25 protein-coding genes, 1 tRNA gene and 1 pseudogene are annotated in these 24,158 nt (G+C 70.1%); 11 read left to right on the plus strand and 16 right to left on the minus strand.

Features of this window, described 5'->3' with window-relative positions; translation table 11 throughout:
• Positions 1 to 333 precede the first annotated feature (333 nt).
• Together E6A26_RS08445 and E6A26_RS08450 are read left to right on the plus strand one after the other, a co-directional pair.
• Positions 334 to 1,527 (plus strand): acetyl-CoA C-acetyltransferase, encoded by a 1,194-nt coding sequence (locus tag E6A26_RS08445; protein ID WP_136610763.1) that lies wholly within the window; start codon positions 334 to 336, stop codon positions 1,525 to 1,527.
• A 4-nt stretch (positions 1,528 to 1,531) separates the two neighbouring features.
• On the plus strand, positions 1,532 to 2,020 hold the full coding sequence (locus tag E6A26_RS08450) for an aminoacyl-tRNA deacylase (RefSeq protein ID WP_234865242.1): 489 nt from the start codon (positions 1,532 to 1,534) through the stop codon (positions 2,018 to 2,020).
• Between the two features lie 265 nt (positions 2,021 to 2,285).
• Here the strand turns inward: E6A26_RS08450 and rplL are convergent, their stop codons facing one another.
• The 9 genes from rplL to E6A26_RS08495 form a co-directional block, all read right to left on the minus strand.
• Complete coding sequence (gene rplL / locus E6A26_RS08455) at positions 2,286 to 2,666, minus strand: 50S ribosomal protein L7/L12 (protein WP_136610765.1); 381 nt, start codon at positions 2,664 to 2,666, stop codon at positions 2,286 to 2,288.
• Between the two features lie 74 nt (positions 2,667 to 2,740).
• Entirely contained in the window at positions 2,741 to 3,310 is a 570-nt protein-coding gene (gene rplJ / locus E6A26_RS08460) for a 50S ribosomal protein L10 (RefSeq protein WP_136610766.1), read from the minus strand.
• Positions 3,311 to 3,544: 234 nt separating this feature from the next.
• Positions 3,545 to 4,657 (minus strand): hypothetical protein, encoded by a 1,113-nt coding sequence (locus tag E6A26_RS08465; RefSeq protein WP_136610767.1) that lies wholly within the window; start codon positions 4,655 to 4,657, stop codon positions 3,545 to 3,547.
• 110 nt (positions 4,658 to 4,767) lie between these two features.
• Positions 4,768 to 5,871 (minus strand): GNAT family N-acetyltransferase, encoded by a 1,104-nt coding sequence (locus E6A26_RS08470; protein WP_136610768.1) that lies wholly within the window; start codon positions 5,869 to 5,871, stop codon positions 4,768 to 4,770.
• A 106-nt stretch (positions 5,872 to 5,977) separates the two neighbouring features.
• Positions 5,978 to 6,685 (minus strand): 50S ribosomal protein L1, encoded by a 708-nt coding sequence (gene rplA / locus E6A26_RS08475; RefSeq protein WP_136610769.1) that lies wholly within the window; start codon positions 6,683 to 6,685, stop codon positions 5,978 to 5,980.
• 159 nt (positions 6,686 to 6,844) lie between these two features.
• A complete protein-coding gene (rplK, locus tag E6A26_RS08480; protein ID WP_077490622.1) occupies positions 6,845 to 7,276 on the minus strand; it encodes a 50S ribosomal protein L11 in 432 nt (143 codons plus the stop codon).
• Between the two features lie 133 nt (positions 7,277 to 7,409).
• On the minus strand, positions 7,410 to 8,282 hold the full coding sequence (gene nusG / locus E6A26_RS08485; RefSeq protein ID WP_136610770.1) for a transcription termination/antitermination protein NusG: 873 nt from the start codon (positions 8,280 to 8,282) through the stop codon (positions 7,410 to 7,412).
• Positions 8,283 to 8,377: 95 nt separating this feature from the next.
• Complete coding sequence (gene secE, locus E6A26_RS08490; protein ID WP_136610771.1) at positions 8,378 to 8,644, minus strand: preprotein translocase subunit SecE; 267 nt, start codon at positions 8,642 to 8,644, stop codon at positions 8,378 to 8,380.
• An 83-nt stretch (positions 8,645 to 8,727) separates the two neighbouring features.
• Positions 8,728 to 8,800 (minus strand) — tRNA-Trp (locus tag E6A26_RS08495).
• Positions 8,801 to 9,063: 263 nt separating this feature from the next.
• Between E6A26_RS08495 and E6A26_RS08500 the strand changes: the two genes are divergently transcribed.
• Together E6A26_RS08500 and E6A26_RS08505 are read left to right on the plus strand one after the other, a co-directional pair.
• Complete coding sequence (locus E6A26_RS08500; protein ID WP_136610772.1) at positions 9,064 to 10,269, plus strand: pyridoxal phosphate-dependent aminotransferase; 1,206 nt, start codon at positions 9,064 to 9,066, stop codon at positions 10,267 to 10,269.
• Positions 10,270 to 10,272: 3 nt separating this feature from the next.
• The gene (locus E6A26_RS08505; RefSeq protein ID WP_136610773.1) at positions 10,273 to 11,181 is read left to right on the plus strand and encodes a diacylglycerol/lipid kinase family protein; all 909 of its coding nucleotides are present in this window, start codon (positions 10,273 to 10,275) and stop codon (positions 11,179 to 11,181) included.
• Between the two features lie 82 nt (positions 11,182 to 11,263).
• Here E6A26_RS08505 and E6A26_RS08510 read toward each other — a convergent pair whose 3' ends face one another.
• On the minus strand, positions 11,264 to 11,908 hold the full coding sequence (locus tag E6A26_RS08510; RefSeq protein ID WP_136610774.1) for a LuxR C-terminal-related transcriptional regulator: 645 nt from the start codon (positions 11,906 to 11,908) through the stop codon (positions 11,264 to 11,266).
• Positions 11,905 to 13,215: an ATP-binding protein gene (locus tag E6A26_RS08515; RefSeq protein WP_136610775.1), complete on the minus strand. Its 1,311-nt coding sequence runs from the start codon at positions 13,213 to 13,215 to the stop codon at positions 11,905 to 11,907. The genes E6A26_RS08510 and E6A26_RS08515 overlap by 4 nt, the downstream gene beginning before the upstream one ends.
• Before the next feature lie 125 nt (positions 13,216 to 13,340).
• Between E6A26_RS08515 and E6A26_RS08520 the strand changes: the two genes are divergently transcribed.
• The 6 genes from E6A26_RS08520 (at position 13,341) to E6A26_RS08545 (ending at position 18,067) form a co-directional block, all read left to right on the plus strand.
• A complete protein-coding gene (locus E6A26_RS08520; RefSeq protein WP_168928705.1) occupies positions 13,341 to 14,900 on the plus strand; it encodes a PspC domain-containing protein in 1,560 nt (519 codons plus the stop codon).
• The gene (locus E6A26_RS08525; RefSeq protein WP_136610777.1) at positions 14,900 to 15,268 is read left to right on the plus strand and encodes a hypothetical protein; all 369 of its coding nucleotides are present in this window, start codon (positions 14,900 to 14,902) and stop codon (positions 15,266 to 15,268) included. The genes E6A26_RS08520 and E6A26_RS08525 overlap by 1 nt, the downstream gene beginning before the upstream one ends.
• Before the next feature lie 79 nt (positions 15,269 to 15,347).
• Positions 15,348 to 15,650 (plus strand): PspC domain-containing protein, encoded by a 303-nt coding sequence (locus E6A26_RS08530; RefSeq protein ID WP_136610778.1) that lies wholly within the window; start codon positions 15,348 to 15,350, stop codon positions 15,648 to 15,650.
• A gap of 193 nt (positions 15,651 to 15,843) precedes the next feature.
• Complete coding sequence (locus E6A26_RS08535; RefSeq protein ID WP_136610779.1) at positions 15,844 to 16,869, plus strand: 6-phosphofructokinase; 1,026 nt, start codon at positions 15,844 to 15,846, stop codon at positions 16,867 to 16,869.
• Between the two features lie 31 nt (positions 16,870 to 16,900).
• Positions 16,901 to 17,632, plus strand: coding sequence for a GNAT family N-acetyltransferase (locus tag E6A26_RS08540; protein ID WP_234865244.1), 732 nt, complete (start codon positions 16,901 to 16,903; stop codon positions 17,630 to 17,632).
• A 114-nt stretch (positions 17,633 to 17,746) separates the two neighbouring features.
• Positions 17,747 to 18,067, plus strand: coding sequence for a hypothetical protein (locus E6A26_RS08545; protein WP_136610780.1), 321 nt, complete (start codon positions 17,747 to 17,749; stop codon positions 18,065 to 18,067).
• Here the strand turns inward: E6A26_RS08545 and E6A26_RS08550 are convergent.
• From E6A26_RS08550 to E6A26_RS08570, 5 genes and pseudogenes are all read right to left on the minus strand, one after another.
• Positions 18,061 to 18,891: pseudogene (locus E6A26_RS08550) on the minus strand (aldo/keto reductase). The gene E6A26_RS08545 and the pseudogene E6A26_RS08550 overlap by 7 nt on opposite strands.
• 10 nt (positions 18,892 to 18,901) lie before the next feature.
• Positions 18,902 to 20,416 (minus strand): MDR family MFS transporter, encoded by a 1,515-nt coding sequence (locus tag E6A26_RS08555; protein ID WP_136610781.1) that lies wholly within the window; start codon positions 20,414 to 20,416, stop codon positions 18,902 to 18,904.
• A gap of 88 nt (positions 20,417 to 20,504) precedes the next feature.
• Complete coding sequence (ygfZ, locus tag E6A26_RS08560) at positions 20,505 to 21,635, minus strand: CAF17-like 4Fe-4S cluster assembly/insertion protein YgfZ (RefSeq protein WP_136610782.1); 1,131 nt, start codon at positions 21,633 to 21,635, stop codon at positions 20,505 to 20,507.
• Between the two features lie 98 nt (positions 21,636 to 21,733).
• The gene (locus E6A26_RS08565) at positions 21,734 to 22,363 is read right to left on the minus strand and encodes a nitrobindin family protein (RefSeq protein WP_136610783.1); all 630 of its coding nucleotides are present in this window, start codon (positions 22,361 to 22,363) and stop codon (positions 21,734 to 21,736) included.
• Between the two features lie 191 nt (positions 22,364 to 22,554).
• On the minus strand, positions 22,555 to 23,301 hold the full coding sequence (locus tag E6A26_RS08570; RefSeq protein ID WP_234865246.1) for a permease: 747 nt from the start codon (positions 23,299 to 23,301) through the stop codon (positions 22,555 to 22,557).
• 89 nt (positions 23,302 to 23,390) lie between these two features.
• Between E6A26_RS08570 and E6A26_RS08575 the strand changes: the two genes are divergently transcribed.
• Positions 23,391 to 24,086: a winged helix-turn-helix transcriptional regulator gene (locus E6A26_RS08575; RefSeq protein ID WP_136610784.1), complete on the plus strand. Its 696-nt coding sequence runs from the start codon at positions 23,391 to 23,393 to the stop codon at positions 24,084 to 24,086.
• Positions 24,087 to 24,158: the final 72 nt, after the last annotated feature.

The raw sequence follows: 24,158 nt of genomic DNA on the forward strand, positions 1-24,158 counted from the left end.
GTTAAAAGGGCGACCGCCCACGAGCCCACCGCTATATGAAGGCTGGAGGTCAGAAAGGGAGAACGCAAAGATCCAGCATAACCGCTCTGGGCGCGCGTGTCTAGCGCACAACTCGAGCGCGGTCAAGTGCCCCCCAACGGTCGCGCTGCGGCGTGGCCACCGCACACACTGTACACCCGGCCCTCCGCACGGAGGCGTTCCTGCGCCCCCGGCACTCAGGGGCGCCCGGCCCCCGAACGGCGGTAGCCTGAACACAGGACGGCCCGCCGACTGCGGCCTCCCCCTCGCGGACACCATGACCGCGAGGACCACGCCGACGTGACAGGAGTTGCCATGAGCACAGGCACCGACGAAGTTGTCATCCTCTCCGCAGCCCGTACCCCCTTCGGCCGCCTCAACGGCCAACTCGTGACGTTCACCGCCGTGGACCTCGGCGCCCACGCCATCGAGGCCGCGCTCTCGAAGAGCGGCGTCGCGGCTGACGCCGTGGACGCCGTCATCATGGGCCAGGTCCTGCAGGCCGGCGCGGGGCAGAACCCCGCGCGCCAGAGTGCGATCGCCGCAGGGATCGGCTGGAACGTCCCGTGCGTGACGATCAACAAGGTGTGCCTCTCGGGCCTGACGGCGGTGATCGACGCCGCCCGCCTCATCCGCGCGGGCGACGCGACGGTCGTCGTCGCCGGCGGCCAGGAGTCCATGAGCCGGGCGCCGCACGTCCTGCCCGGCTCGCGCCAGGGCTGGATGTACGGGACGGTCAGCGCCCTCGACGTTGCGGCCCACGACGGGCTGACGGACGCCTTCGACGGGCAGTCCATGGGCCTTTCGACCGAGAGCCACAACCTCACGCTGGGAATCGACCGCCGCTCGCAGGACGAGGTCGCCGCCGCCTCGCACCAGCGCGCCGCGGTTGCGCAGAAGGATGGGGTGTTCGACGACGAGATCGCCCCGATGTCCGTCAAGCAGCGCAAGGGCGATCCCCTCGCCGTCACCGCCGACGAGGGCGTCCGGCTCAACACGACCGTCGACACGCTTGCCCCGCTCAAGCCGGCGTTCGCATCGGACGGAACCATCACCGCCGGCAACTCCTCGCCGCTCTCCGACGGCGCGGCCGCGCTCGTCCTGACGAGCCGCGCCTACGCCGAGGAGCACGGGCTGCCGTGGCTCGCCGTCGTCGGCAAGCCCGGCCAGGTGGCCGGGCCGGACAACTCGCTGCATTCCCAGCCTGCCAACGCGATCGCCGACGCGCTCGGCAGGGCCGGCTGGACCACCGGGGATCTCGACTTCATCGAGATCAACGAAGCCTTCGGCTCCGTTGCGGTCCAGTCGCTCAAGGAGCTCGGCTACCCGCTCGAGAAGACCAACATCCACGGCGGCGCGATCGCGCTCGGGCATCCGATCGGGGCGTCCGGCGCGCGGCTCGCGGGGCATGCGGCCCTCGAGCTCGCGCGGCGCGGCTCCGGCAAGTCCGCGGTCTCGCTGTGCGGCGGCGGCGGGCAGGGCGAGGCGCTCCTCCTGTACCGGGACTGATGCGGTGACAGAGAGGGCGGACGACGGCGGGCGCGGCCACGAGCGCTTCCTCGACGACGCCGCGGCGCGCGGCCTGCGCGTCGAGGTCGCCGAGCGGGGCCGCGCCACGAGCCTCGAGGAGGCTGCCGCGAACCTCGGCATCGAGCCGCGTGCGGTCGTGAAGTCGCTCGTGGTGCGGCATCCCGACGGCACTTTCCTCTTCGCACTCATCCCGGGCGACCGGCAGATCTCTTGGCCGAAGCTCCGGAAGCTGCTCGGCGTGAATCGGCTCTCGATGCCTGCCGCAGACGTGGCCTTCGACGCGACCGGGTACGAGCGGGGCACCATAACGCCCGTGGGCTCGACGACTCCGTGGCCGGTCTACGCGGACGCGACGATCACGGGCCGGATCTCGCTCGGGGCCGGCGAGCACGGGCGCAGCGCCTTCGTGGATTCGGGTGAGCTGCTCCGCTCGCTGGGTGCGACGGTCGCGGACATCAGCGACCCCCTCTAGGTTGCGGGGTCCCGTCCGCGGCGTTGCGGGGTCCCGTCCGCGGCGTTGCGGGGTCCCGTCCGCAGGGTTGCGGGGTCCCGTCCGCAGGGTTGCGGGGTCCCGTCCGCAGGGTTGCGGGGTCCCGTCCGCGGCCAGAGACCCCACAACTATCCGCCAGAGACCCCACAACCGTCCGCCAGAGACCCCACAACGGGGAAGGGCCCCGATTCCTGAACGGAATCAGGGCCCTTCGGCGAGCCAGAGGCTCGTCGAGCAAGCTCGAAGCTTACTTGAGGGTCACGCGAGCGCCAGCGGCCTCGAGGACCTCCTTGGCCTTCTCTGCAGTTTCCTTGTTGGCGCCCTCGAGGACGGCCTTGGGGGCAGCGTCGACGAGGTCCTTGGCCTCCTTGAGGCCGAGCGACGTGAGGGTGCGGACCTCCTTGATGACCGCGATCTTCTTGTCGCCAGCAGCCTCGAGGATGACGTCGAAGGAGTCCTTCTCCTCCTCAGCAGCAGCCTCAGCACCGCCACCGGCGGGACCGGCAACGGCCACGGCAGCAGCGGTGACCTCGAAGACCTCCTCGAACTTCTTCACGAACTCGGAGAGCTCGATGATGGTGAGCTCCTTGAAGGCCTCGATCAGCTCGTCCTGGGTGAGCTTCGCCATGGTTGGCGTCCTTTCATTCAGTGGCGCGGCCGGGGATTCCCGCGGCGCGCCGAGTGTCTGGGTGGGGGAAGAGATCAGTTCTCTTCGGCGGCGGCCGGTGCTTCGGCGGGAGCCTCGGCGTCGGCAGCGGGAGCCTCGGAAGCAGCGGCCGGAGCGCCGCTCTCCTCCTCGAGCTTGATGCGCAGGGCATCGACGGTGCGCGCAACGGCGGCCATGGGCGCCTTGAGGACGCCGGCCACCTTCGCGAGCTGCAATTCGCGGGACTCCAGGGCGGCCAGGGCGACCACCTCGTTCGCGTCGAGCGACTTGCCCTCGAAGTAGCCGGTCTTGATGACCAGCTGCTTGTTCTCCTTGGCGAAGTCGGTCAGGCTCTTGGCGGCCGCAACGGCGTCACCCTTGATGAACGCGATCGCGGTCGGTCCGGCAAGCTGGCCGTCGAACGCGTCGACGCCGGCCTCCTTCGCGGCGATGGCGGCCAGGGAGTTCTTCACGACCGAGAACGAGTTGTCCTGGCCGAGTGCGCGGCGAAGCTTCTTGAGCTGGGCGACGGTGAGCCCACGGTATTCGGTCAGGACTGCGGCTGCCGACTCCTGGAAATCCTTGGTGATCTCCTCGACAGCTGCCACCTTGGTAGGCGTTGCCATAACCCTCCTTCCGGGGAAACTGGGCCGATACTCGGTCCCGGAAATACGAACGCCCCGCGCAGATGCACGGGGCGTGGAGGGCCGGCAGACACTTCCGCCGGAGCTTTCGCTCGTTCACCTGCGCAGGCCGCCCCTTCCGGGGACCTTAGACTGGAGCCGCGCTGAGCGCACGACAACCAGCGACCGGCGGTCTTTGGTCCTTCAAGATTACGGGACGCGCCGAGGATCGCCAAATCAGGGCTCGGACCCCTGGTCCCGCATGAGCCCCCAGAGTGCGTCCCGCTGCGCATCCTCGAGGGCCGCGGCGACGTTGCGGATGAGCAGCACGAGCCAGGCGAGGATCACGCCGGCCACGAAGAACTCCATCGCCGTCATGTTGTAGTAGCCGAGCGGGAACCAGAGGATGACGGCGAGGATCGCCCCGCCCAGCATCGCGAATCCCGTCACATGGAACGTCCGGCTCAGCCCGGGCAGCCACCACGGAAGGAACAGGACCAGGAGCGTGTAGGCGCCCGCCATCGCCGTTGCCATCGAATTGTGGGCGGGCATGTAGAAGTCCACGGGGACCAGCCCGGTGCCCGCGAGGAACACCCCGATGAGCACGAGGCACACGAGAATCGGCCTTGTCTGGACCATCGCTGACGAGCCCTTGCGCTCCCTCGCCGGACTGTCCTCCCGGTACGCCGCGAGCGCCTGGATGTCGCGGGTGACGTACTCGGCGAGCATCGTGATGACGACTCCAGAGGTGATGAGCGTCATGTTGAAGGTCCACGAAGCCATCCCGCTGTCCCGGGCGCCCAGAACGCTGAAGTTGACCTCCCACCAATGGGAGTTCATCGTCGTCACCATCGAGGTCAGGACGCCTGCGGCGAGATAGGTGGCGAGGAAGTTGGACAGCAGGTAGCTGTTCATGCGCGCGCCCGACTGATACGTCGTGTAGGCCGCGAGGCCGCCCACGACGGCGGTCGCCAAGGCGCCCGCGAGGGCGTCGAGGGTGAGCCCGTTGAACGTGCCTTGGAAGATCCGGAATCCCGCCCACGCGGCCATGTAGGCGATCGCTCCGTGGGCCGCGGCAAGCGCAACGACTCCGAGGTATCGGCGCCACACGGGCCGTTCGGCCAGCCAGTGGTGCTGCGGGTGATCGTAGGTATGCCGGTACGCCACCGGGAGGACGAGCACGGCGACGACGCCGCCGACCACCGCCGCGACGTCACCCACGCCGTCGCCGCCCGAGAGCGCGGGGCGCCGGCCCGCGAACGCGATGAGCGCGACGACGAAGCTCACCACGACTGCGAGGCCAGCCGCCTGCGCGGCGCGGGCCTCGGTGCGGGCGGCCGAGCTCTCCATCGCTGCGGGTCGCGGGCGTATCCTGCCCCGAACTGTCCGGGCCGCACTCGAGATCCTCGATTCGCCCTCGTCTCCCCCACCGGCCGCCTTGGCGCGCCGCGACTCAACGCTCACTCGAGCCTCCGGAACCACTCGCCGTCGTATCCCGCCGGCCGGAAGCCGAGGGCCTCGTTGATGGCGAGCATGTGGCGATTCTCCTCCGCGTTGAACGTGAGGACCTTGCGCGCGTTCGGGAACCGCTCCCGGTACGCTGCCAGGTTGGCCAGCTTGATGAGCATGCCGAGCGAGTGGCCGCGGTGCTCGGCCACCACGAGCGTGTCGTCCTGGTCCGCGACGTCCGGCTTGCTGGCGCGGACCCACAGCGAGGTGTACGCGACGAGCCGGCCGCTCGCCCGGCGCCGCGCGACCGCGTACAGCGGGAGCGTGCCCGCGCCCGCGAGCTGGTCCTCAAGGGCCTCGACGCGATCGGCGTCCCAGTCAGCAGCTTCGTAGGCGTCGATGCCGTACGGGATGTCAGTCGACATCCGGCCCAGGAGGGTGGCCATCTCGGCCCGGTGCTCGGGCGGCACCCCCTCCCACACGAGGACCTCGTACTCCCCGCCCGACGCGGCCGCCGCGGCGGCCTCGAGGGCCGGCCAGCCGCCGTCGTGCTCGGCGAGCACGAGCTCGCTGAACCGCTCCACCTGGCTCAGCTCGAACCCCGCCGCCCGCGCGAACCGCACCGAGCGGGCGCCAGCGGGGAGCGCCCCGCTCCCTGTCGAAGGCACGACGACGGCGGGGGCCTGAGCGTCCGGGCCTCCAAGCTCGAAGCCGATCGGGTGCTCCGTGAAGGTGTTCAGGAGCGTGCGCCCGTGCCGACTGGCCTCCTCGGTCGCCGCCGCGAGCAGGAGGCGCCCGATTCCCCGACCGGTGAACCCGTCGAGGACCTCGGCACGGACGCTCGCGCGGTCCCGGTCTTCTTTGAGCGAGAGCTGGCACCAGCCCCTCCCGACCATCCGCTCGCCGTCGCGCACTAAAAACAGCGAGGTGAGCTCGTAGCGCGTGTCGCGCCACACGCCGAGCCGGAATTCGGGCGGCGAGCACCGGTCGTCGTGGTCCCAGATCTGCCGCTCGACGGCGTCAGTGAGCTCGGAGAACTCGAGGAATTCGGACGCCCCGGGCCCGTGCAGCGAGTCAGGCAGCTCAAGCCGCTGGACTCGGTAAGGGGCGCTCATGGGCCCAGTCTCACGGACGGCCCGGTCAAAGTGCAACGCAAAACACAGCGCCCCCTCCCGGGATGCGGGAGGGGGCGCTGTCAAGGGTGGGCGGGCGGCTTGCCGCTCAGCCCTCGAGGATCACGCGCGTGACGTTCGGGTCCACGGGAACGCCCGGGCCGAACGTCGTGGTGACAGTCGCCTTCTGGATGTAGCGACCCTTCGAAGCCGACGGCTTGAGCCGAAGCACCTCGTCGAGCGCGGCCGCGTAGTTCTCAGCCAGCTGGCGAGACTCGAACGAGGTCCGGCCGATGATGAAGTGAAGGTTCGAGTGCTTGTCGACGCGGAAGTCGATCTTGCCGCCCTTGATCTCCGTCACAGCCTTCGCGACGTCCGGGGTCACCGTGCCCGTCTTGGGGTTCGGCATGAGGTTGCGGGGGCCGAGGATCTTGCCGAGCCGGCCGACCTTGCCCATGAGCTCCGGGGTCGCAACGGCGGCGTCGAAGTCCGTCCAACCGCCCTGGATGCGCTCGATCAGATCGTCCGAACCGACGACGTCCGCACCAGCGGCCTCGGCAGCGGCGGCCTTGTCGCCCGTCGCGAACACGACGACGCGGGCGGTCTTGCCCGTGCCGTGCGGGAGGTTGACCGTGCCGCGGACCATCTGGTCCGCCTTGCGGGGGTCAACACCGAGGCGGAACGCAACCTCGACGGTCGCGTCCGTCTTCGACGGGTTGATCTCCTTGGCGAGGGCGATGCCCTCGGCGGGGCCGTACAGCTTGCCGTCCTCGATCTTCGCGGCGGCTGCCTCGTATGCTTTGCTGCGCTTTGCCATGCTGCTCTCAATCTCCTTGTGCAGTTGTGGTCTCAGTGGGCCGCGCTCGGCCCGTGCCACAGACGACGGCGGGACATCGCCGGCGTCATTTGTCTTCAGTTGTGTGCCGTGACGGCAATCAGCCCTCGCTGTGTTTCATTGTCGAGGGCTTGCGGGGCCTCAGCCCTCGACGGTGATACCCATCGAGCGAGCCGTGCCGGCGATGATCTTCTTCGCGGCCTCGACGTCGTTCGCGTTGAGGTCCTCGAGCTTGGTCTTCGCGATCTCCTCGACCTGGGCGTCGGTGAGCTTGGCCACCTTCACCGTGTGCGGGGTCGCGGAGCCCTTCTGGACGCCCGCAGCCTTCTTGATGAGCTCGGCGGCCGGCGGGGTCTTGGTGATGAACGTGAAGGAGCGGTCTTCGTAGACCGTGATCTCCACGGGGATGACGTTGCCACGCTGGGATTCCGTCGCGGCGTTGTACGCCTTGCAGAATTCCATGATGTTGACGCCGTGCTGACCAAGCGCAGGGCCGATCGGCGGGGCCGGGTTGGCGGCACCTGCCTGGATCTGCAGCTTGATGAGGCCGGTGACCTTCTTCTTGGGAGCCATTGAGGATCCTTTTCTTCCATTGCTTCCTGGGCAGCAGGAGCGCCGTCCAGGTGGTGACTGCCCTGGCTAGACAGTCGGCCGCCCCGGGGAAGGCAAAGCGGGCCTGCCCCGGGGCGAAATCTTCAGTTGGGAATCAGATCTTGGAGACCTGGTTGAACCCGAGCGTCACGGGCGTCTCGCGCTCGAAGATCGAGACGAGCACCACGAGCGTCTGGGACTCGGGCTTGATCTCGGAGATCGTCGCCGGCAGGGTCTCGAACGGACCCTCCTTGACGATGACCGACTCGCCGACCTCGAAGTCAATGTTGACCGGAGCCACGGGCTGGCGCACGCCTGCCTTGCCGGACGCCTTCGCCTCGGCCTGCTGCTCCTGCTCGAACACGGGAGCGAGCATGGTGAAGACCTCATCGAGGCGAAGCGGCACCGGGTTGTGGGCGTTGCCCACGAAGCCCGTCACGCCCGGCGTGTGCCGGACGGCGCCCCACGACGCATCCGTGAGATCCATGCGGACCAGGACATAGCCGGGGATCCGGACGCGCTTGACGATCTTGCGCTGCGCGTTCTTGATCTCGACGACTTCCTCCATCGGGACCTGGATCTCGTAGATGAAATCTTCCATGTCCAGGGTCTGGATGCGGGTCTCGAGGTTCGCCTTCACGCGGTTCTCGTAGCCGGCGTAGGAGTGGATCACGTACCAGTCGCCGGGCTGGCGGCGGAGCTTCGCCTTGAACTCCTCGGCAGCCTTCGCTGCGGCCTCGACCGGGTCCTCGGTCTCCGAGTCGGCGTCGGATTCGGCCTCCTCAGCCTCGTCCTCGCCCTCCTCAACGGGCTCAGCCTCGCCGGCGGCGGGCTGCTCCTCGGCGGAGTCCTCGCCGTCGTCGAACGCGGGCTCGGCGTCCGACGCCGAAGGCGCCGCCGCGTGCACCGGGGCAGCGTCGCTGAAGACCGCGGCCTCGGGGGCCGGGGCCTCGCGCTCGCTTTCGCTCTCGAGCTCGTGCTCAGACACTTAGTCTCCTGATCTCCTCTTACGACTTAAATGCGAATCCGCACACCGCGTCGTCGAACCCGCTTCGGTCCTTGCGCGGTCTGCGGAGACTCGCCTTACTTGCTCTGCGACGACCCGTCGAAGACCCAGCCGACACCGAGCCCGAAGAGGAAGTCGAGAACGAAGACGACGACCATCATGACCACCACGAACGCCAGCACGACGAACGTCATGTTGAGCAGCTCCTGCCGGGTCGGGGTGACGACTTTGCGGAGCTCCCCGATGACCTGGCGGACGAAGAGAGAGATGCGGCCGAAGAAGCCGAGCTTCTTGGCCTGCTTGGCTGGGCGGCCATGAGAGCTGCTCGCAGCTGTTTCGGTCACCTATTCCTCGCTCTTCCGTGTACCCAGGACATCCGTACTGTGCGTGCTGGAACGCCCCGGTTTGACCCGAAGCGCGCCGTGCGCAGGGCAGACAGGACTCGAACCTGCAACCTGCGGTTTTGGAGACCGCTGCGCTACCAATTGCGCCACTACCCTTCGGTCAGAACACCGAGTCTCTAGCTTACCAAGGTTCGCGGCCCGGATTTCCCGGGGACGGACTGGCTGCTCGGAGGCGCGGCCGACTGAGTCGGTTTCTGATGCCGGTGGTCCAGTCTACGCACATTCGCGGCGCGCGTCGAACCAAGCGGGGCAGCGACGCGCCGAAACGAACGGGCTGGAAGAGCCGGAACATCTAGAGTAGAGAAGCGGGCGCGTCCCGCAGCGTGCCCTCTTCCGCCCACGAAAGTCAGGACAAGCCCATGACCTCCGCCCGTGTCTCCCAGCGCATCGGATCCATAGCCGAATCCGCGACCCTGGCCGTCGACGCGAAGGCCAAGGCGCTCAAGGCGGCAGGCCGGCCGGTCATCGGCTTCGGCGCCGGCGAACCCGACTTCCCGACCCCCGGCTACATCGTCGAGGCGGCCATCGAGGCCGCCCGCCAGCCGCGGTTCCACCGCTACTCCCCCGCCGGCGGGCTGCCGGAGCTCAAGCAGGCCATCGCCGAGAAGACGCTTCGCGACTCCGGCTACGAGGCCCAGGCCTCGCAGGTGCTCGTGACGAACGGCGGCAAGCAAGCCGTCTACAACACGTTCGCGACCCTCCTCGACCCGGGCGACGAGGTGCTCCTCCCTACGCCCTACTGGACCACATACCCCGAGGCGATCCGTCTCGCAGGCGGGGTTCCGGTCGACGTGTTCGCCGGCCCCGAGCAGGGCTACCTCGTGACCGTCGACCAGCTCGAGGCCGCGCTCACGGAACGAACCAAGATCCTCCTCTTCGTCTCGCCGTCGAACCCCACCGGCGCGGTCTACTCGCCCGAGCAGGTGGCAGAGATCGGCGAGTGGGCCGCGTCCAAGGGCCTGTGGGTTGTCACCGACGAGATCTACGAGCACCTCACGTACGACGGCGTGCCGTTCACCTCGATCGCGACAGCAGCCCCGGCCCTCGGCGACAAGGTCGTGATCCTCAACGGCGTCGCGAAGACGTACGCCATGACCGGGTGGCGCGTCGGCTGGATGATCGGCCCGGCGGACGTCATCAAGGCCGCGACCAACCTCCAGTCGCACGCGACGTCCAATGTCTCCAACGTCTCCCAGATGGCGGCGCTCGCGGCCGTCTCGGGCCCGCTCGACGCGGTGGACGAGATGAAGGTCGCGTTCGACCGCCGCCGCAAGGCCATGGTCGCGGGCCTCTCCGCGATCGACGGCGTCAACTGCCCCACGCCGCACGGAGCGTTCTACGCGTACCCGGACGTGCGCGAGCTGCTCGGCAAGGAGATCGGCGGGATCCGCCCGGCGACGTCGGCCGAGCTCGCCGCGCTCATCCTCGACAAGGTCGAGGTCGCGATCGTGCCAGGCGAGGCATTCGGCCCGAGCGGCTACGTGCGGCTCTCGTACGCCTTGGGCGACGCGGATCTCGCCGAGGGCGTGGGGCGCATCCAGGAAATCCTCGCGACGGCGCGCTAGGCCATGCGGGAGGCGGGCCGTCGGGCGGGCGATCCCGCCAGCCGGCGCTCGTTCACGGCGATCGTCAACCCGGTCGCGGGCGGAGGCCGGGCGCCCAAGGTCTGGGCCCCGGTCGCCGAGCTGCTCGCGGCCTCCGGAGCCGAGGTGCGCACGGTCGTCACGCGCACAGCGGACGACGCCGGGCGGCTGGCTTCCGAGGCCGCGGCGCGGGGCGATGTCGTGGTCGCCGTGGGCGGCGACGGGATCGTGCGCGACGTCGCCGAGGCCGCCTCGCGGGCCGGCGCGCTCTTCGCCCTTGTCGCGGCGGGCCGCGGCAACGGCTTCGCCGCGAAGCTCGGCATGCCGACTGAACCGGACGACCTGGCGCGAGTCTTGGCCTCCGGCGCTGAGCGCGCCGTCGACCTCCTCGAGGCGGAGGGGCGGCTTGTGCCGGGGAACGCCTACTCGGGGCTCGACGCCGTGGCCAACCTCATGATGAACGACTCGCGCATCCCGTCGGCTGTCGCCTACACGGTCGCGCCGTTGCTCGCGATCATCCCCTGGAAGCCCGCCCAGTTCGAGCTCGACATCGACGGGACGCGACACAGCATCGCCGCGCACCTTGTCGTCATGGCCAACTCCGGTCGGTACGGCCACGGCCTCGACATCGTCCCGGACGCCGTCCTCGACGATGGGCTCGTCCACGTGCTCGTGGCCGGTGCCGAGATCCCCAAGCGGAGTGTGGCCCGGTTCATGAAGCTCGCCGAGACAGGCTCACACGTGACGGTGCCCGGGGTGCGCCGATTCACCGGCCGCCGCATCGCGATCTCCGCGGACCGCCCGCTGCCGCTGTGCCTCGACGGCGACGGCGCGGGCGGCCTCCCCGTCCACGTCGAGATCCGGCCGAGGGCGCTCCGGATCATCGCCCCCTAGGTTGCGGGGTCACCGGCACCACGTTGTGGGGTCAAAGTCAGGACATAGACCCCGCAACCCGCCGGACGAGACCCCGCAACGGCTACCAGATGCGGCGGTCCGCCGCCCAGCGGCTGAGCTCATGGCGGTTCGTGAGCTGAAGCTTGCGCAGCACGGCGGAGACGTGGGTCTCGACGGTCTTGACCGAGATGAACAGCTCCTTGGCGACCTCCTTGTAGGAGTACCCGCGCGCGATGAGCCGCATGACCTCGAGCTCGCGGGCAGAGAGACGGTCAAGCTCGTCATCGGCCACGGCGGACGTGCCGAACGCGTCGAGCACGAAGCCCGCGAGGCGGGGCGAGAACACCGCGTCGCCCTCGGCCACCCGCAGGACGGCGTCCGTGATCTCCGGACCCGAGGCCGTCTTCGTGACGTAGCCCCGGGCGCCTGCGCGGATCACCGACACGACATCCTCTGCGGCGTCGGAGACGCTGAGCGCGAGGAAGCGCACGCGTCCCAGCAGGGCAGCGGACCGCGTGAGGACCTCCCGCCCGCCGCCGCCGATGCCGCCCGGCAGGTGCACGTCGAGCAGCACGACTTGGGGCTCGAGCTCCTCGATGACGGCGACCGCCTGCTCCACAGTGCCCGCCTCCCCCACCACGCTCACGCGCTCGTCGAGATCGGCCTTGAGTCCCGAACGGAAGATCGTGTGGTCGTCCACGATGACCACGGTGACCGGCTCGCTCATGATTCCTCCGCTCCATCGGCCAGCCTCTGCAGGCGCAGCTGCAGGCGCACCTCGGTGCCCTCGGACCCGGAGACGATCTTGGCCTCGCCACCGTGGCGGCGCATCCGCCCCACGATCGACTCCCGCACGCCAAGCCGGTCCTGGGGCACCGCGTCGAGGTCGAACCCCGGTCCGCGGTCCTTGACGAAAACATCGATCGTGCCGCCCGCCGCCTCCGCGTAGACAGACACGGCCCCGCCGCCGTGCCGGGCCGCGTTGAGCATGGCCTCGCGTGAGGCCTGCAGGAGCGCCTCGGTCCGCTCGCGGTCGGCCTCGCGCAGGGGCAGGTCCCCCACGCAGACGACCTCGACTGGCTGGCCGTGCGCGTCCTCCACCTCGGCGGCGAGCGCCTTGAGCCTGTCCGTAAAGGTCCCTCCCCCGCGCCGGGAGTCGCGGTAGAGCCACTCGCGCAGCTCGCGCTCCTGGGCGCGCGCGAGGCGCGTCACGTCTGCCTCGTTTCCGGCGCGGCGCTGGATGAGCGCGAGCGTCTGGAGCACCGAGTCGTGGAGATGGGCCGCGATCTCCGCCCGTTCTTCCTCGCGCACGCGGGCGGACCGCTCGGCGCCGAAGTCGCGCCAGAACTTGAGGCCCCACGGCAGCAGCACGAGGGCGACGCCGGCGAGCACGGCCAGGGAGGCCAGCAGAGCCAGGCCGAGGACATTCCACTGGGTGCCCGAGATCGCCAGCGTCACGCCCGTGGCCACGAGCGCGAGGCCCGCGCCGAGCCGCACCCATCCGGCCCACCGGCCGGCTCCGGCCCCGCGGACCAACTGGTCGCGGCGGGAATCGTCGAGCTGGAGCCACGCGAGCGTCGCGCCGCCAAGGATGGCCGCGATCGGGATGACGACGCCGAGCGGGATATCCGCTCCGAGGAAGCCGCTGCCCACCATGATCGCGCCGATCACGAGCGCCACGCCGAGCAGGATCTCCCGCGCATGCCCGCCGAGCCTCGGCGCGCGGCGCGCGGCCTCGAGGAAGGCGGGGGCCGCCGTCGTCCGCGCGCCGTCCGCAGGCTCGCTCACCGCCGGCGCAATGGGCGACGCCGGCCGCCTGGCCTGGCGTCGGGCAGCCTCGGACGCTGTGGGAACCATGACCCACAGCCAGCCGTAAAACAGGATGCCGGCCCCGCCGAGGAGGGCCGACAGCACGATGATCCACCGGACGACCTCGACCCTCATGCCGAGGTGCCGGGCCAGCCCCGAGCACACTCCCGCGACGAGGCGGTCCTCGGCGCGCACAAGCGGCGGCCGGACCGGGACGGTGTTCATGCCACCAATCCAAGCACGGTTCTAGCCTCTCAGGGCCGCCGATCCGGGAAACCCCGGGGTGATTCAGGGTCCGCTCAGGGGTTCACCCCATGGGTCCCCGACGCCCCGCCGGGAAGGATGGAGCCATGAGCACCGAACAGCACCCCGGGGGACCCAGCGCCCCCGGCCCCGGGCGGCCCACGGGCCGAGCCGGTTCCGACTTCTTCGGCTGGATCCGCAGCCTCGGCGTGACCCGTGGCTCGGACCGCTGGGCCGGCGGCGTGGCGAGCGGTCTTGCCCACCGATGGGGCATCGACCCCGTTCTGGTCCGCGGACTCTTCATCGTCGCGGCCATCTTCCTCGGGGTCGGCGTCCTCGCATACGGCGTCCTGTGGCTGCTGCTACCGGAGCCGGACGGCCGGATCCACCTCCAGGAGGCCATGCGCGGGCGCTGGACGGCAGGCATGACCGGCGGACTCGCCGCGACCATCCTCGGGCTGGGCGGCGCGCGCGCCGGATTCTGGCTCGGCGACGTACGCGGCGCTGGTCCCTTCTGGGCCCTGTTCTGGATCGGCGTCGTCTGCCTGTGTGTCTACAGCGTCTCCCGCTCGCGGCGCATCCGGCGCATGGCCGGCGGTCCCTACTGGCGCGGCACCTTCACTGGGACGTCCGCTGGGACGCCCCAGGACCCTGAGGCGCCAGAGGATCCCGGCGCGTCAGCGGGTGAGCCGTTCCCCGGGGCGCAGGAGGGGCACGACTCCGCCGAGTGGCACTCCGCCCCGGCCGACGCCTTTCCGACGGGCGCGGGTCCTCAGGCCGGTTCCCAGGCAGCGGGCCAGCAGGGTGCGGGTCCGCACAGTGCCGGTCCGAACAGCGCGGGTCCGCACAGCGCGCGGCCGCACGGTGCGCGCCCGCAGGGTGGGCCATACGGCAGACCGTATGGTGCCCCCTACGGGGCTCCGTACGGGGCTCCCTACGGCGCGCCGTACGGAGCCCCGTACGGCCGGCCCTACAGCGGCTCGCGCGGCCCCTATGCGCCGCGTCCGTACGGCCCCAAGGCGGCCACAGCGGTGAAGCCGCGCCGGCGAGGGCCGGGGGGCGCGTTCGTGGCGGTCGTTCTGGGCCTCGCAGTGCTCGTGGCCGGCGGCCTCCTCGGACTCCAGCTCTCGGGCGCGGCGATCGTGGACCCGAGCACGGGCGCCCTGTGGGCCATTGCGGCCGGGGTCTTGGGCCTCGGCATCGTCGTCGCTGGCCTTCGCGGCCGGACAGGCGGGATCCTGTCCTTCTTCGCGGTCGTCGCGCTCATCGTGGCGGCGGCCACCCAGCCGGCCTACGCCTTGAGCCGCCCCCACGGGGCCGTGAACCTCACCCCGGCGACCGTGCAGCAGGCTGCCTCCGGCTACTCGCTCGCGGGCGCCTCCGGCCAGCTCGACCTGCGGCAGCTCGACACGTCGGGGCCACTGTCCTCGGAGGCCGTGGTGCCCGTGAGCGCGACCATGAGCCAGCTTGAGATCAAGATCCCGAAGGACGTGCCGGTCCGAGTCCAGGCGGACGCGACCATGAGCAACGTCCACTTCGGCGACAAGTCGATCGCCGGGGTCACGACGAACGGCTCCGAGACCTACAACTCGAGCAGGCCCGGCGCGACCCTCGTCGTCAACCTCGACGCCACCATGAGCAACGTCGATATCGAGCAGGAGCAGTGATGAGCGCGAACGCCTCCGAGCAGTCGGAATTCAAGCACGGCCCCAGCGTGGGCACCGTCGTCTGGGGAGCTGTCGTGGTGGCCATCGCGGGGCTTCTCGTCTCAAGCCGTCTCGGCTGGTTCACGGTCGATCTTGGCGTTGCCGCCGTCAGCCTCTTGCTCCTCGCCGGCCTCGGCCTGGTCGTCGGCGGGACCCTCGCGGCCTCCCGCAGCCGGAAGCGGATCGACGCTGCCGCCACGGGCGATGCCGGCGGCCAGGAACCCGGAGACACCAGCTCCTCCGAGGCGGCCGGGGACGCGTCGCCGACGGATCCCCCGAAGCGCAGCCCCTACGACGCGCCAGGCCCGTACGACGGCCCGTCGCTCTGAGCCTCCCGGAACCCTCGCAAGCCGTCAGACGGCCCCCCTCCCAATCCACCCTCACCACCCTCGCAACCAGGAGCCACCCATGGACTCGTTCTTCGACTCAATCCGCTCGACCGGCCTGCGCCGGGGCCCCCAACGCCTTCTCGGCGGCGTGCTGAGCGGGCTGGCCAACCGCCTCGACGTCGACGTCATGTTCGTCCGAGTCATCTTCATCGTCCTCTGCTTCCTTCCGGGCCCGGCCGTCTTCGCCTACCTGATCGCGTGGACCCTCATCCCGGACCAGAGCGGCGCGATCATCCTCGAGAAGCTCCTCGGCGGTCCCCGACATGGCGGCGGAACACCCCCGGCCGGAGCCGATCCGGGGCAGGAGGCGCCCACGGCCTGAGCTGCGCGCGGAGGCCCACGGAGAGGCGAAGGGACGACGGCGGCGGGCAGCCGCCGTCGTCCATTTGTGGTGTGCATCACCCACAAGGCGCGGCTACAATCGGCGTGGGCTCAACGGGGCGCCTCAAGCACCACACCCACCGACGGCCCGCCGCCCCCTGAGCGGACCGGCCGCACCAGCGGAAAGGCCCTGCATGAAGATCGGCATCCTCACGTCCGGAGGCGACTGCCCCGGCCTCAACGCAGTGATCCGCGGGGCCGTGCTCAAGGGCATCGCGGTGCACGGCCAGGAGTTCGTTGGCTTCAGAGACGGCTGGCGCGGTGTGGTCGAGGGCGACATCATCGACATCCCCCGTACTCTCGTCCGAGGCATCGCCAAGCAGGGCGGCACGATCCTCGGCACTTCGCGCACCAACCCGTTCGAGAATGGCGGCGGGCCCGCGGTCATCAAGGGCCACATGGACCGGCTCGGCATCGACGCGATCATCGCGATCGGCGGCGAGGGCACGCTCGCCGCGGCGAAGCGCCTCACCGACGCGGGCCTGAGGATCGTCGGCGTCCCCAAGACCATCGACAACGACCTCGACGCGACGGACTACACGTTCGGCTTCGACACCGCCGTCGAAATCGCGACCGAGGCGATCGACCGCCTCCGCACCACCGGCGAGTCCCACCACCGTTGCATGATCGCCGAGGTCATGGGCCGTCACGTCGGCTGGATCGCGCTCCATTCCGGCATGGCGTCCGGGGCGCACGCGATCCTCATCCCCGAGCAGCGAGTGAGCATCGACCAGATCGCCGCCTGGGTCAAGCTGGCCCACGACCGCGGCCGGGCCCCGCTCGTGGTCGTTGCCGAGGGCTTCGCGCTCGACACGATGGGCGAGGCCCACTCCGAGCGCGGCCTCGACACGTTCGGTCGCCCCCGGTTGGGCGGCATCGGCGAGCGGCTCGCCCCCGAGATCGAGGCCCGCACCGGTATCGAGACCCGCGCGACCGTCCTCGGCCACATCCAGCGCGGCGGCGTCCCCACCGCGTTCGACCGCGTCCTGGCGACGCGCCTCGGCATGGCTGCGATCGACTCCGTGGTCGAGGGCCGCTGGGGCACGATGGTCTCGCTCAACGGCACCGACATTGTGCACGTCGGCTTCGACGCGGCCCTAGGCCGGCTCAAGACCGTCCCCCAGGACCGGTACGACGAGGCCCGCGTCCTGTTCGGTTAGGGTCGCCGGGTGAGGAACAGGAAGGCCGCCCGTGAGTAGTGGCAGCTCGGAGGCGGGCTCGGCCCGCACGTTCCACAGCGGCAGCCGGGGCATTGTCCGGCTCGCGTGGGCGCGTCGCCTTGGGCTCCCCGACCTTGCGTTCTCGGACGACGGCGGCCGCCTCCTCGGGTGCCTCGATGCGGCCTCGTCGCTGACGGCGGTCGAGCTCTTCGGACAGGTCGCACTGTCGGGGCCGACGGAACTCGTCGAGGCGGCCGCGGACCTCCCGGACGAGGATCTCCTGGCCGGCGGGGCGCTTCTGCGGCTCGCGGGCCACGGCGCGCACGGGCTGAGCACGGGAGTCCTCGGCTTCGTCGACGACCTCCGGGTCCTCCAGCCGGACACCGAGCCCGAAGTATCCCGCGGGAACCCCGAGGCGATCGAGCTCGAGACCCGTTGCCCGCCCGACGACGTGAGCTCGGCCGGGATCGAGCGCCGCGAGCACCGCTTCACGCTCATGCTCCCCGACGGCCCCGCCGTGTGCGCCGCCTACTCGGTGCGCGAGGGCCTCATCGCCGATCTCGGTGTGCTCGTGGCGCCGGCGCTTCGACGCCGGGGCCTCGGCACGTTCATGGCCCGCCTCGCTGCGCACGAGGCACTCGCGGAGGGCTACCTCGTACAGCTCGAGGCGCAGGCGCAGAACGTCGGGGCGCTCAGGCTCGCGGACGCCCTCGGCGTGGTCCCGTCCGGGCGCATCGCGTCGGTGCTGCTCGGCCGCACGTAGAGACTGTCCACGCTCCACCTATCAGTGCTTCCATGGCCGCGTACCGTGGGGCGCTATGGGGAACATTCCGATGGGTGAAGCACTGTGAAACGGCCGTCCCGCGCCGCTCGTCGCGTGGTCAATGCCATGAAGGCCGGGGTCGCCGGAACTCTCGTCGTGGCAATCACCGCGATACTCGTGCTGATGTTCTCGCCTCGCGAGCCGGGCTCTAGAGCGGTCGGGCTCTTCGGAGGCGTCTACTTTGAAGGAGCCGATCGCGCCGACGGCTCGTGGTCCCTCGGGTTCGGGCTCATGAACTGGCCGGCCTGGATCGTGGTGTGGCTCGTGGTCTCAGGACTCGCCTTCGTCGGAGACCTCGTCTCGGCCAGGGCCCGTCGTCCCCGCCGTCGGTTGGCGGGTCGGGGTCCGGACAGCTCACGTTCTCCCGATCAGTGACCGAACTTGTCCGGATCGGCAGCCTCCGGGCCCGTGCCGTTGAGGGCGTCGAGGGCCGCGAGCTCCTCGGGCGTGAGGTCGAAGCTGAAGACGTCGAGGTTCTCTACCAGCCGTTGCGGCGAGGCCGACTTCGGGATCGCGACGAGGCCCTGCTGGGTGTGCCAGCGCAGCACCGCTTGAGCGGGCGTGACGCCGTGCGCCTCGGCAACGGCGACGACGGCCGGCTCGCCGAGGAGCTCAAGCCCGCGGCCGATCGGGCTGTAGGACTCCGTCACGATCGCGTGCCCCAAGTGGTAGGCCCGCGCCTCCTGCTGGGTCCAGTACGGACTCAGCTGGATCTGGTCGACGTCGGGGCCGACGCCGGTCGCCTCGATGATCACCTCAAGGTGGGCGGGCGTGAAGTTGGAGACGCCCACGGAGTGGATCTTGCCCTCTTCCCGGAGCGCAAGGAGCCCATCCCACGCTTCGGCGTACGTGCCCTGATCGGGGTTCGGTCAGTGGACCAGGAACAGGTCAAGGTAGTCGAGACCGAGCCGGCGCACGCTGCGCTCCCACGCCTCGCGGACGCCGCCCACGCTGTGCCATTCGCGGTTGAACTTGGTCGTCACGAACACGTCCTCGCGCGGCACGCCCGAGCGGCGGAGGCCCTCCCCCACGCCCTCCTCGTTCCCGTAGTTCTCGGCCGTGTCCACGTGCCGGTACCCGAGTTCGAGCGCGGTGGCGATCACCTCCGCCGCCTGCGTGTTGTCGAGCGGCCACGTTCCAAGCCCGAGCTGCGGGATGCTGTGGCCTGACGAGAGCGGGATGCGGGGTGCAGCAGTCATGCCCCTCAGACTACGGGCGCTCTGCCTCCACGGGCGAGCCCTCGGGCGCGCCGGTCTGAGCCGGTCGACCCGCTGCGGGGCGCACCTTCACGAAGAAGAAGGCCACGAGGACGCCGATAACCAGAATCCCGGCGGGCAGCAGGACCGACTGGGCCATCGCGGTCGTGAACCCGCTCTGGAGGAAGGACGGGAGCTGGCCTGCCGCGAGCGCGCTCGTGTTCTGACCGCCCCCGCCTGCGCGAGCCGGAAGGTTGTCCGCGAGGCGTGCCTGCATGAACGTCGCGATCGCGGCGCTGCCGAGCACCGCGCCGATCTGGCGCGTCGTGTTGTAGATGCCCGAGCCGGCGCCCGCGAGCTGCGGCGGGAGGTTTCGGGTCGCGAGCGTGGCGAGCGGACCCCAGAGGCCTGCGTTGGCGACGCCCAGAACGGCGCCCGGGATGAGGAGGACCGCAAGGTTCTGATCCGGCGTCAGGAGCACCGAGTACAGCCAGAGCGAGACAACGAACAGGAACATGCCGCCGATGTTCATCACCTTCGCGTGCCCGCGGTCCACGAACTTCCCGGCCACAGGCGCGAGGCCGCCTGAGAGGACCGCCATGGGGATCATCATGAGCGCCGACTGCGTCGGGGTCATGCCGCGCACCAGCTGGTAGTAGAAGATCGTGGGCAGGCCGAACGAGGTCACGGCGAAGCCCACCGTCGAAATGCCGAGGTTCGCGAGCGAGAAGTTGCGGTCGCGGAACAGGCGCAGCGGAACGAGCGGCTCGGCCTTGTTGAACGCCTGCCACAGCACGAACAGCGCCATCACCACGATGCCCGCGATGATGAGGCCCCACACCGTGATCGGGCCCGTGATGGTGCCCCACGAGTACGTCTGGCCCTCCTGGATGCCGAAGACGATGAGGAACATCGCAATGCCGCTGAGCACGACGCCGAGCCAGTCGAACCGATGCGAGTGCGTGGTGAGCTTCGGCACGAGGCGCATCGCGAGGAAGAAGCCGACAATGCCAACCGGGACGTTGATGAAGAAGACCCATTCCCAGCCGAACCCGTCCACCAGGAGGCCGCCCAGGATCGGGCCCACGAGCATCGCGACGCCCGCCGTCGAGCCCCAGATGCTCATCGCGGCGCCACGGCGCTCGGGTGGGAAGATGCGCGTGATCACGGCCATGGTCTGAGGCGTCATGAGGCCGGCGCCGAGTCCCTGCACCACGCGGGCGGCGATGAGCGAGGCGATGCTCCCCGAGAGCCCGCACCACAGGGAGGCGAGCGTGAAGATGACAAGTCCCGTGAGGTACATGTTCTTCGGGCCGAACCGGTCACCGAGGCGCCCCGTGATGAGGAGCGGGACGACGTACGCGAGCAGGTACGCGCTCGTCACCCAGATGACCTCGTTGATGTCCGCACCGATCCCCCGCATGATCGCGGGGTTCGCCACCGACACGATGGTCGTGTCGATGAGGATCATGAAGAAGCCGATGACCAGGGACCACAGGGCAGCCCAAGGCCGCTCAATTCTTTCCACCGAACCAGAGTCTCACCTTCTGCGGACAGCGGAAGTCCGCAGGTGTTCGCCGGCCGCGATCAGAGACCGATATCACATGCTGAGAGGCTCAGCGCGGTCCGCGCAGGAGACCCGTGGGCCTGTGGACCACTTGGCCAGCCTCCGGCGCGACGATCGTCTCCTGGGCCGCCGCGTAGACCTCGCCCTCGGCCTCTCCGCTGACGGTGAGCGGAAGGTCTGGAGGCGTGCTGCGCTTGACGATCGCGAGCGCGATGGGGCCCATCTCGTAGTGGAGCGCCGCGGAGGTGACCCGACCCACCTGCTTCCCGGCGCCGTCGCCCGTTGCAGGGAAGACCGGGCTGCCGACCGCGGGGAGCGTGTGGGCCGAGCCGTCGAGCTGGAGCATGACGAGCCTCCTCGGCGGGTGGCCGAGGTTGTGGACGCGGGCGATCGTCTCCTGGCCCTTGTAGCAGCCCTTGGCGAGATGCACGGCCGTTCGCAGGAGATCCAGCTCGTGTGGAATCGCCTTCTCGTCCGTCTCGAAGCCGACGCGCGGGCGCCAGGCCGCGATGCGGAGCGCGTCCGCGGCCATCGATCCGGCGAGGGCAACGCCCGCGCCGTCGAGCGCGGCCGCGGCGTCGCCGAGCCGGTCCGCAGGGACCAGGTGCTCGAACCACGGCCGCTCGAGGCCGGGGTGCCGATCCTCGGGAACGGCAGCGTAGCTGAACCCGCCCGGAGCGATATGCGGCCATGGGTCGCGCCACATGGGTCCGACGCCACCGAGACCCGCGAGCTCATCGAGCTGGCGCACCGCGCCGAGGACTCCCCACGCATCGCTCACGTTCGCCACCTCGACCCGCAGCATGAAACGCATCGAATCGAGCCACGCCGCAAGGCCGCCGGCCTCTGCCGCCTCGACGAGAAGCCAAGCCGTCGTGCCGTCGTCCACGATCCGCGCGTCGTACTCGATCCGGCCCTGGACGCTCAGGAGCAGGAGCTCAGCTGACTCGCCGGGAGCGAGGCCAGCCACCTGCTGGGAGGAAAGGGTGGTGAGCCACGTGAGGCGATCAGGGCCGGTCACGGTCACCACGCCGCGGAACGAGAGGTCTGCGGCGGCGCGACCCTCCACCAGAGCGCGCTGCTCGCGCACGGGATCGCCGTAGTGCGCGGCGACGCCCGCGTCGGCGCCGCCCGCCTCGACGGCGCCGGGGCGGGACAGGAGCGGAGAGGAGAAGGTCATGATCAGTTCAACGCCTGGGAGGCCGATTTCAGTCCGACGGTTTTCGGTCCGACCATTTCAGCCTGCCCGTCTCGACTCGGACCAGTCGATGCGCGCGGTCATTCGGGGCGCTGCTGCGGGACTTCCGGCTGCGCCACGCGCTTGAGGATCGCCGAGGCGTGCGGGGCGAGGGGTGTGCCGCCGGAGGCGACGTCCCAGCGCCAGAACAGGTCGCCGTTGACCAGGCCGAAGATCCGGGTCGCGGCCGAGTAGTTCCTGCTGTTGGCGCCGCGCATCACGGCGTCCGTGCTGAGCTGGATCTGCGGGCCGCGGATCTGGCCGTAGTACAGCTCGGCGATGCCGCCCGGATGGAGGATCGTGACGGTGATGTCGAACCCGCCGTCGGAGTTGCGCAGCCGCTCGACCTCGTCCGCCGACTTGTACGCGGGAACGATGTCCGCGGGCGTCAGACCCGGGCCGCCATCGGCATCGAGGAGCGGACGGTCGAGCTGCCAGAAGCCGGTCTCGACGGAGAGCGGACGCAGCCTGACACCGTTCTCGTCGGTGAGCCAGCTTTCGGCCGTGTACTCGAGGTACGGGAAGCCGTGGTGGTGGAACGTGACGCGCTGGCCGAAGTGCTCGTCACCCTCCTCCCCCGGACCGAGCCGCCCTTGGCCTTCCCACTCCCCGATGAGCCACGACAGCGGGACAAGCTCGGGGGTGAGTCCAGTAGGGATCTCAATCGGCACGAGTCGACTCCGGAAGGATCAGCGCTGGCCGCGGAACAGTCCGAGGATCGCGTAGACGGCGAACCACGCCATCGAGATGCCGGCGATGACCAGCAGGACAAGGAAGAGGATTTCCCAGGCAAGAACAGACATAGCGCCATGGTAGCGCCTCGGCTGGGGCCTCCCGCCCGCGTGACGGCGAGGCAGGGCGCTCAGTGGAGCAGGAGCTTGTCCATGAAGTACGCGATCGATCCGACCGCAAGGACCGGCGCGAGCGCGAGCGCCACGAGTCCCGCCCGCGGCATGGGCCGCGACCGCGTGCGGTTGAGGCGGCGGACCGCGGCGAGCACGGCGCCGATCAGGACACCGGCCGCCGTGGCGGGAATCACGGCGATGTCCGTTAGGACGAGCGCGGTGAGGGGAGCTGCGAGGCCCGCGAAGACGATGGCGAACGGGGCCACGATCGTGTCCGGCCAGTTGATGGCCCCGACCAGGAGGGCCACGACCGTGCTGATCCCGGCGACGAGCAGCATCGAGCCCGTGCCGGTGAAGCGCGCCGTGGCGATCCACCCGGCCCCGAGGCAGCACAGCAGCACTCCGGAGCTGGCGCCGAGCGTCGACTCGAGGCGGTGGCTCTGTCCGGTGCCCCGGATGAGCTGGACCACGGTCACGGCCATGACGCCGAGCGCCATGGCCGCCGGGGCCCACGAGAGGAACTCGGGCCCCGGCACTGCGGCAGCCGAGATTCCGGCCGCGGCGCCCGCGAGCGCGAGGATGGTCCCGTTCGTCTTCCTGGCAGGGATCCCCAGGAAGTGCGGCCACCCGAAACCCGCGGCGATGGCGAGGACGACGGCGACCGTAGCCTGGGCGAGAGGCCCGCCGAAGCTCGACCCGACGAGGGCGGCTGTGCCCGCCACGCCGATGCCTGCGGCGGCCACGCCTCCGATCCACGTCTTCACGCTGCCATCCTTCCACAGGGCCACCCGTATAATCGTCCGCATAGGTACGACCTGCCCGACGTTGTGCAGCCTGCTCTTCGGGAGGAACTATGTCGCACATTCTGCTGCTGACCAACAGCCGAGGCTCCTCGGTCGAAGTGCTTCCTGCCCTCGAACTTCTGAACCATCAGGTTCACATCTTGGCCGCCGAGCCGACCGCGCTGCTCGACGCGGATCCGGCCGACGTCGTCTTCCTCGACGCCCGCAAGGACCTCGTGGGCGCCCGCTCCCTCACCCAGCTGCTCAAGGCCACAGGCCTCAGCTCGCCCCTGCTCCTCATCCTCACCGAGGGCGGCATGGCCGCCGTCTCCTCGGCCTGGGCCGTCGACGACATCATCCTCGAGTCCGCGGGGCCGGCAGAGATTGAGGCGCGCATCCGGCTCGCCGTGTCGAAGACCTCGCACGTCGAGGAGGCCGAGACCGAGATCCGCGCGGCCGGCGTGGTGATCGACGAGGCCAGCTACACGGCGCGCGTGAACGGGGAGGCCCTCAACCTCACCTTCAAGGAGTTCGAGCTCCTCAAGTACCTCGCGCAGCACCCCGGCCGCGTGTTCACGCGGCAGCAGCTCCTGACGGAGGTGTGGGGCTACGACTACTACGGGGGCACGCGCACGGTCGACGTCCACGTTCGGCGCCTCCGGGCCAAGCTCGGGCCCGACCACGAGGGGCTCATCGGGACGGTGCGGAACGTCGGCTACCGGCTCACCCTCACCCGGCTCAGCGAGGACGAGCTCAGCGAGGCGTAGGCCTCCGGCGCTGAACTGCCCGCGGCCCGGGATATGCGGCCCGAGACGTGACGAGGGTCCCGCACCGTGCTC

Origin of the sequence: Sinomonas albida (genome assembly GCF_004919045.1) — a bacterium.
GTDB classification, from domain to species: domain Bacteria; phylum Actinomycetota; class Actinomycetes; order Actinomycetales; family Micrococcaceae; genus Sinomonas; species Sinomonas albida.

What these genes read in the sequence shown, in the direction of transcription:
- E6A26_RS08445 (WP_136610763.1), top strand. Translation starts at nt 334, where the DNA reads ATGAGCACAGGCACCGACGAAGTTGTCATCCTCTCCGCAGCCCGTACC.
- rplL (WP_136610765.1), bottom strand. Translation starts at nt 2,666, where the DNA reads ATGGCGAAGCTCACCCAGGACGAGCTGATCGAGGCCTTCAAGGAGCTC.
- rplJ (WP_136610766.1), bottom strand. Translation starts at nt 3,310, where the DNA reads ATGGCAACGCCTACCAAGGTGGCAGCTGTCGAGGAGATCACCAAGGAT.
- E6A26_RS08465 (WP_136610767.1), bottom strand. Translation starts at nt 4,657, where the DNA reads ATGGAGAGCTCGGCCGCCCGCACCGAGGCCCGCGCCGCGCAGGCGGCT.
- E6A26_RS08470 (WP_136610768.1), bottom strand. Translation starts at nt 5,871, where the DNA reads ATGAGCGCCCCTTACCGAGTCCAGCGGCTTGAGCTGCCTGACTCGCTG.
- rplA (WP_136610769.1), bottom strand. Translation starts at nt 6,685, where the DNA reads ATGGCAAAGCGCAGCAAAGCATACGAGGCAGCCGCCGCGAAGATCGAG.
- rplK (WP_077490622.1), bottom strand. Translation starts at nt 7,276, where the DNA reads ATGGCTCCCAAGAAGAAGGTCACCGGCCTCATCAAGCTGCAGATCCAG.
- E6A26_RS08500 (WP_136610772.1), top strand. Translation starts at nt 9,064, where the DNA reads ATGACCTCCGCCCGTGTCTCCCAGCGCATCGGATCCATAGCCGAATCC.
- E6A26_RS08505 (WP_136610773.1), top strand. Translation starts at nt 10,273, where the DNA reads ATGCGGGAGGCGGGCCGTCGGGCGGGCGATCCCGCCAGCCGGCGCTCG.
- E6A26_RS08510 (WP_136610774.1), bottom strand. Translation starts at nt 11,908, where the DNA reads ATGAGCGAGCCGGTCACCGTGGTCATCGTGGACGACCACACGATCTTC.
- E6A26_RS08515 (WP_136610775.1), bottom strand. Translation starts at nt 13,215, where the DNA reads ATGAACACCGTCCCGGTCCGGCCGCCGCTTGTGCGCGCCGAGGACCGC.
- E6A26_RS08520 (WP_168928705.1), top strand. Translation starts at nt 13,341, where the DNA reads ATGAGCACCGAACAGCACCCCGGGGGACCCAGCGCCCCCGGCCCCGGG.
- E6A26_RS08525 (WP_136610777.1), top strand. Translation starts at nt 14,900, where the DNA reads ATGAGCGCGAACGCCTCCGAGCAGTCGGAATTCAAGCACGGCCCCAGC.
- E6A26_RS08530 (WP_136610778.1), top strand. Translation starts at nt 15,348, where the DNA reads ATGGACTCGTTCTTCGACTCAATCCGCTCGACCGGCCTGCGCCGGGGC.
- E6A26_RS08535 (WP_136610779.1), top strand. Translation starts at nt 15,844, where the DNA reads ATGAAGATCGGCATCCTCACGTCCGGAGGCGACTGCCCCGGCCTCAAC.
- ygfZ (WP_136610782.1), bottom strand. Translation starts at nt 21,635, where the DNA reads ATGACCTTCTCCTCTCCGCTCCTGTCCCGCCCCGGCGCCGTCGAGGCG.
- E6A26_RS08575 (WP_136610784.1), top strand. Translation starts at nt 23,391, where the DNA reads ATGTCGCACATTCTGCTGCTGACCAACAGCCGAGGCTCCTCGGTCGAA.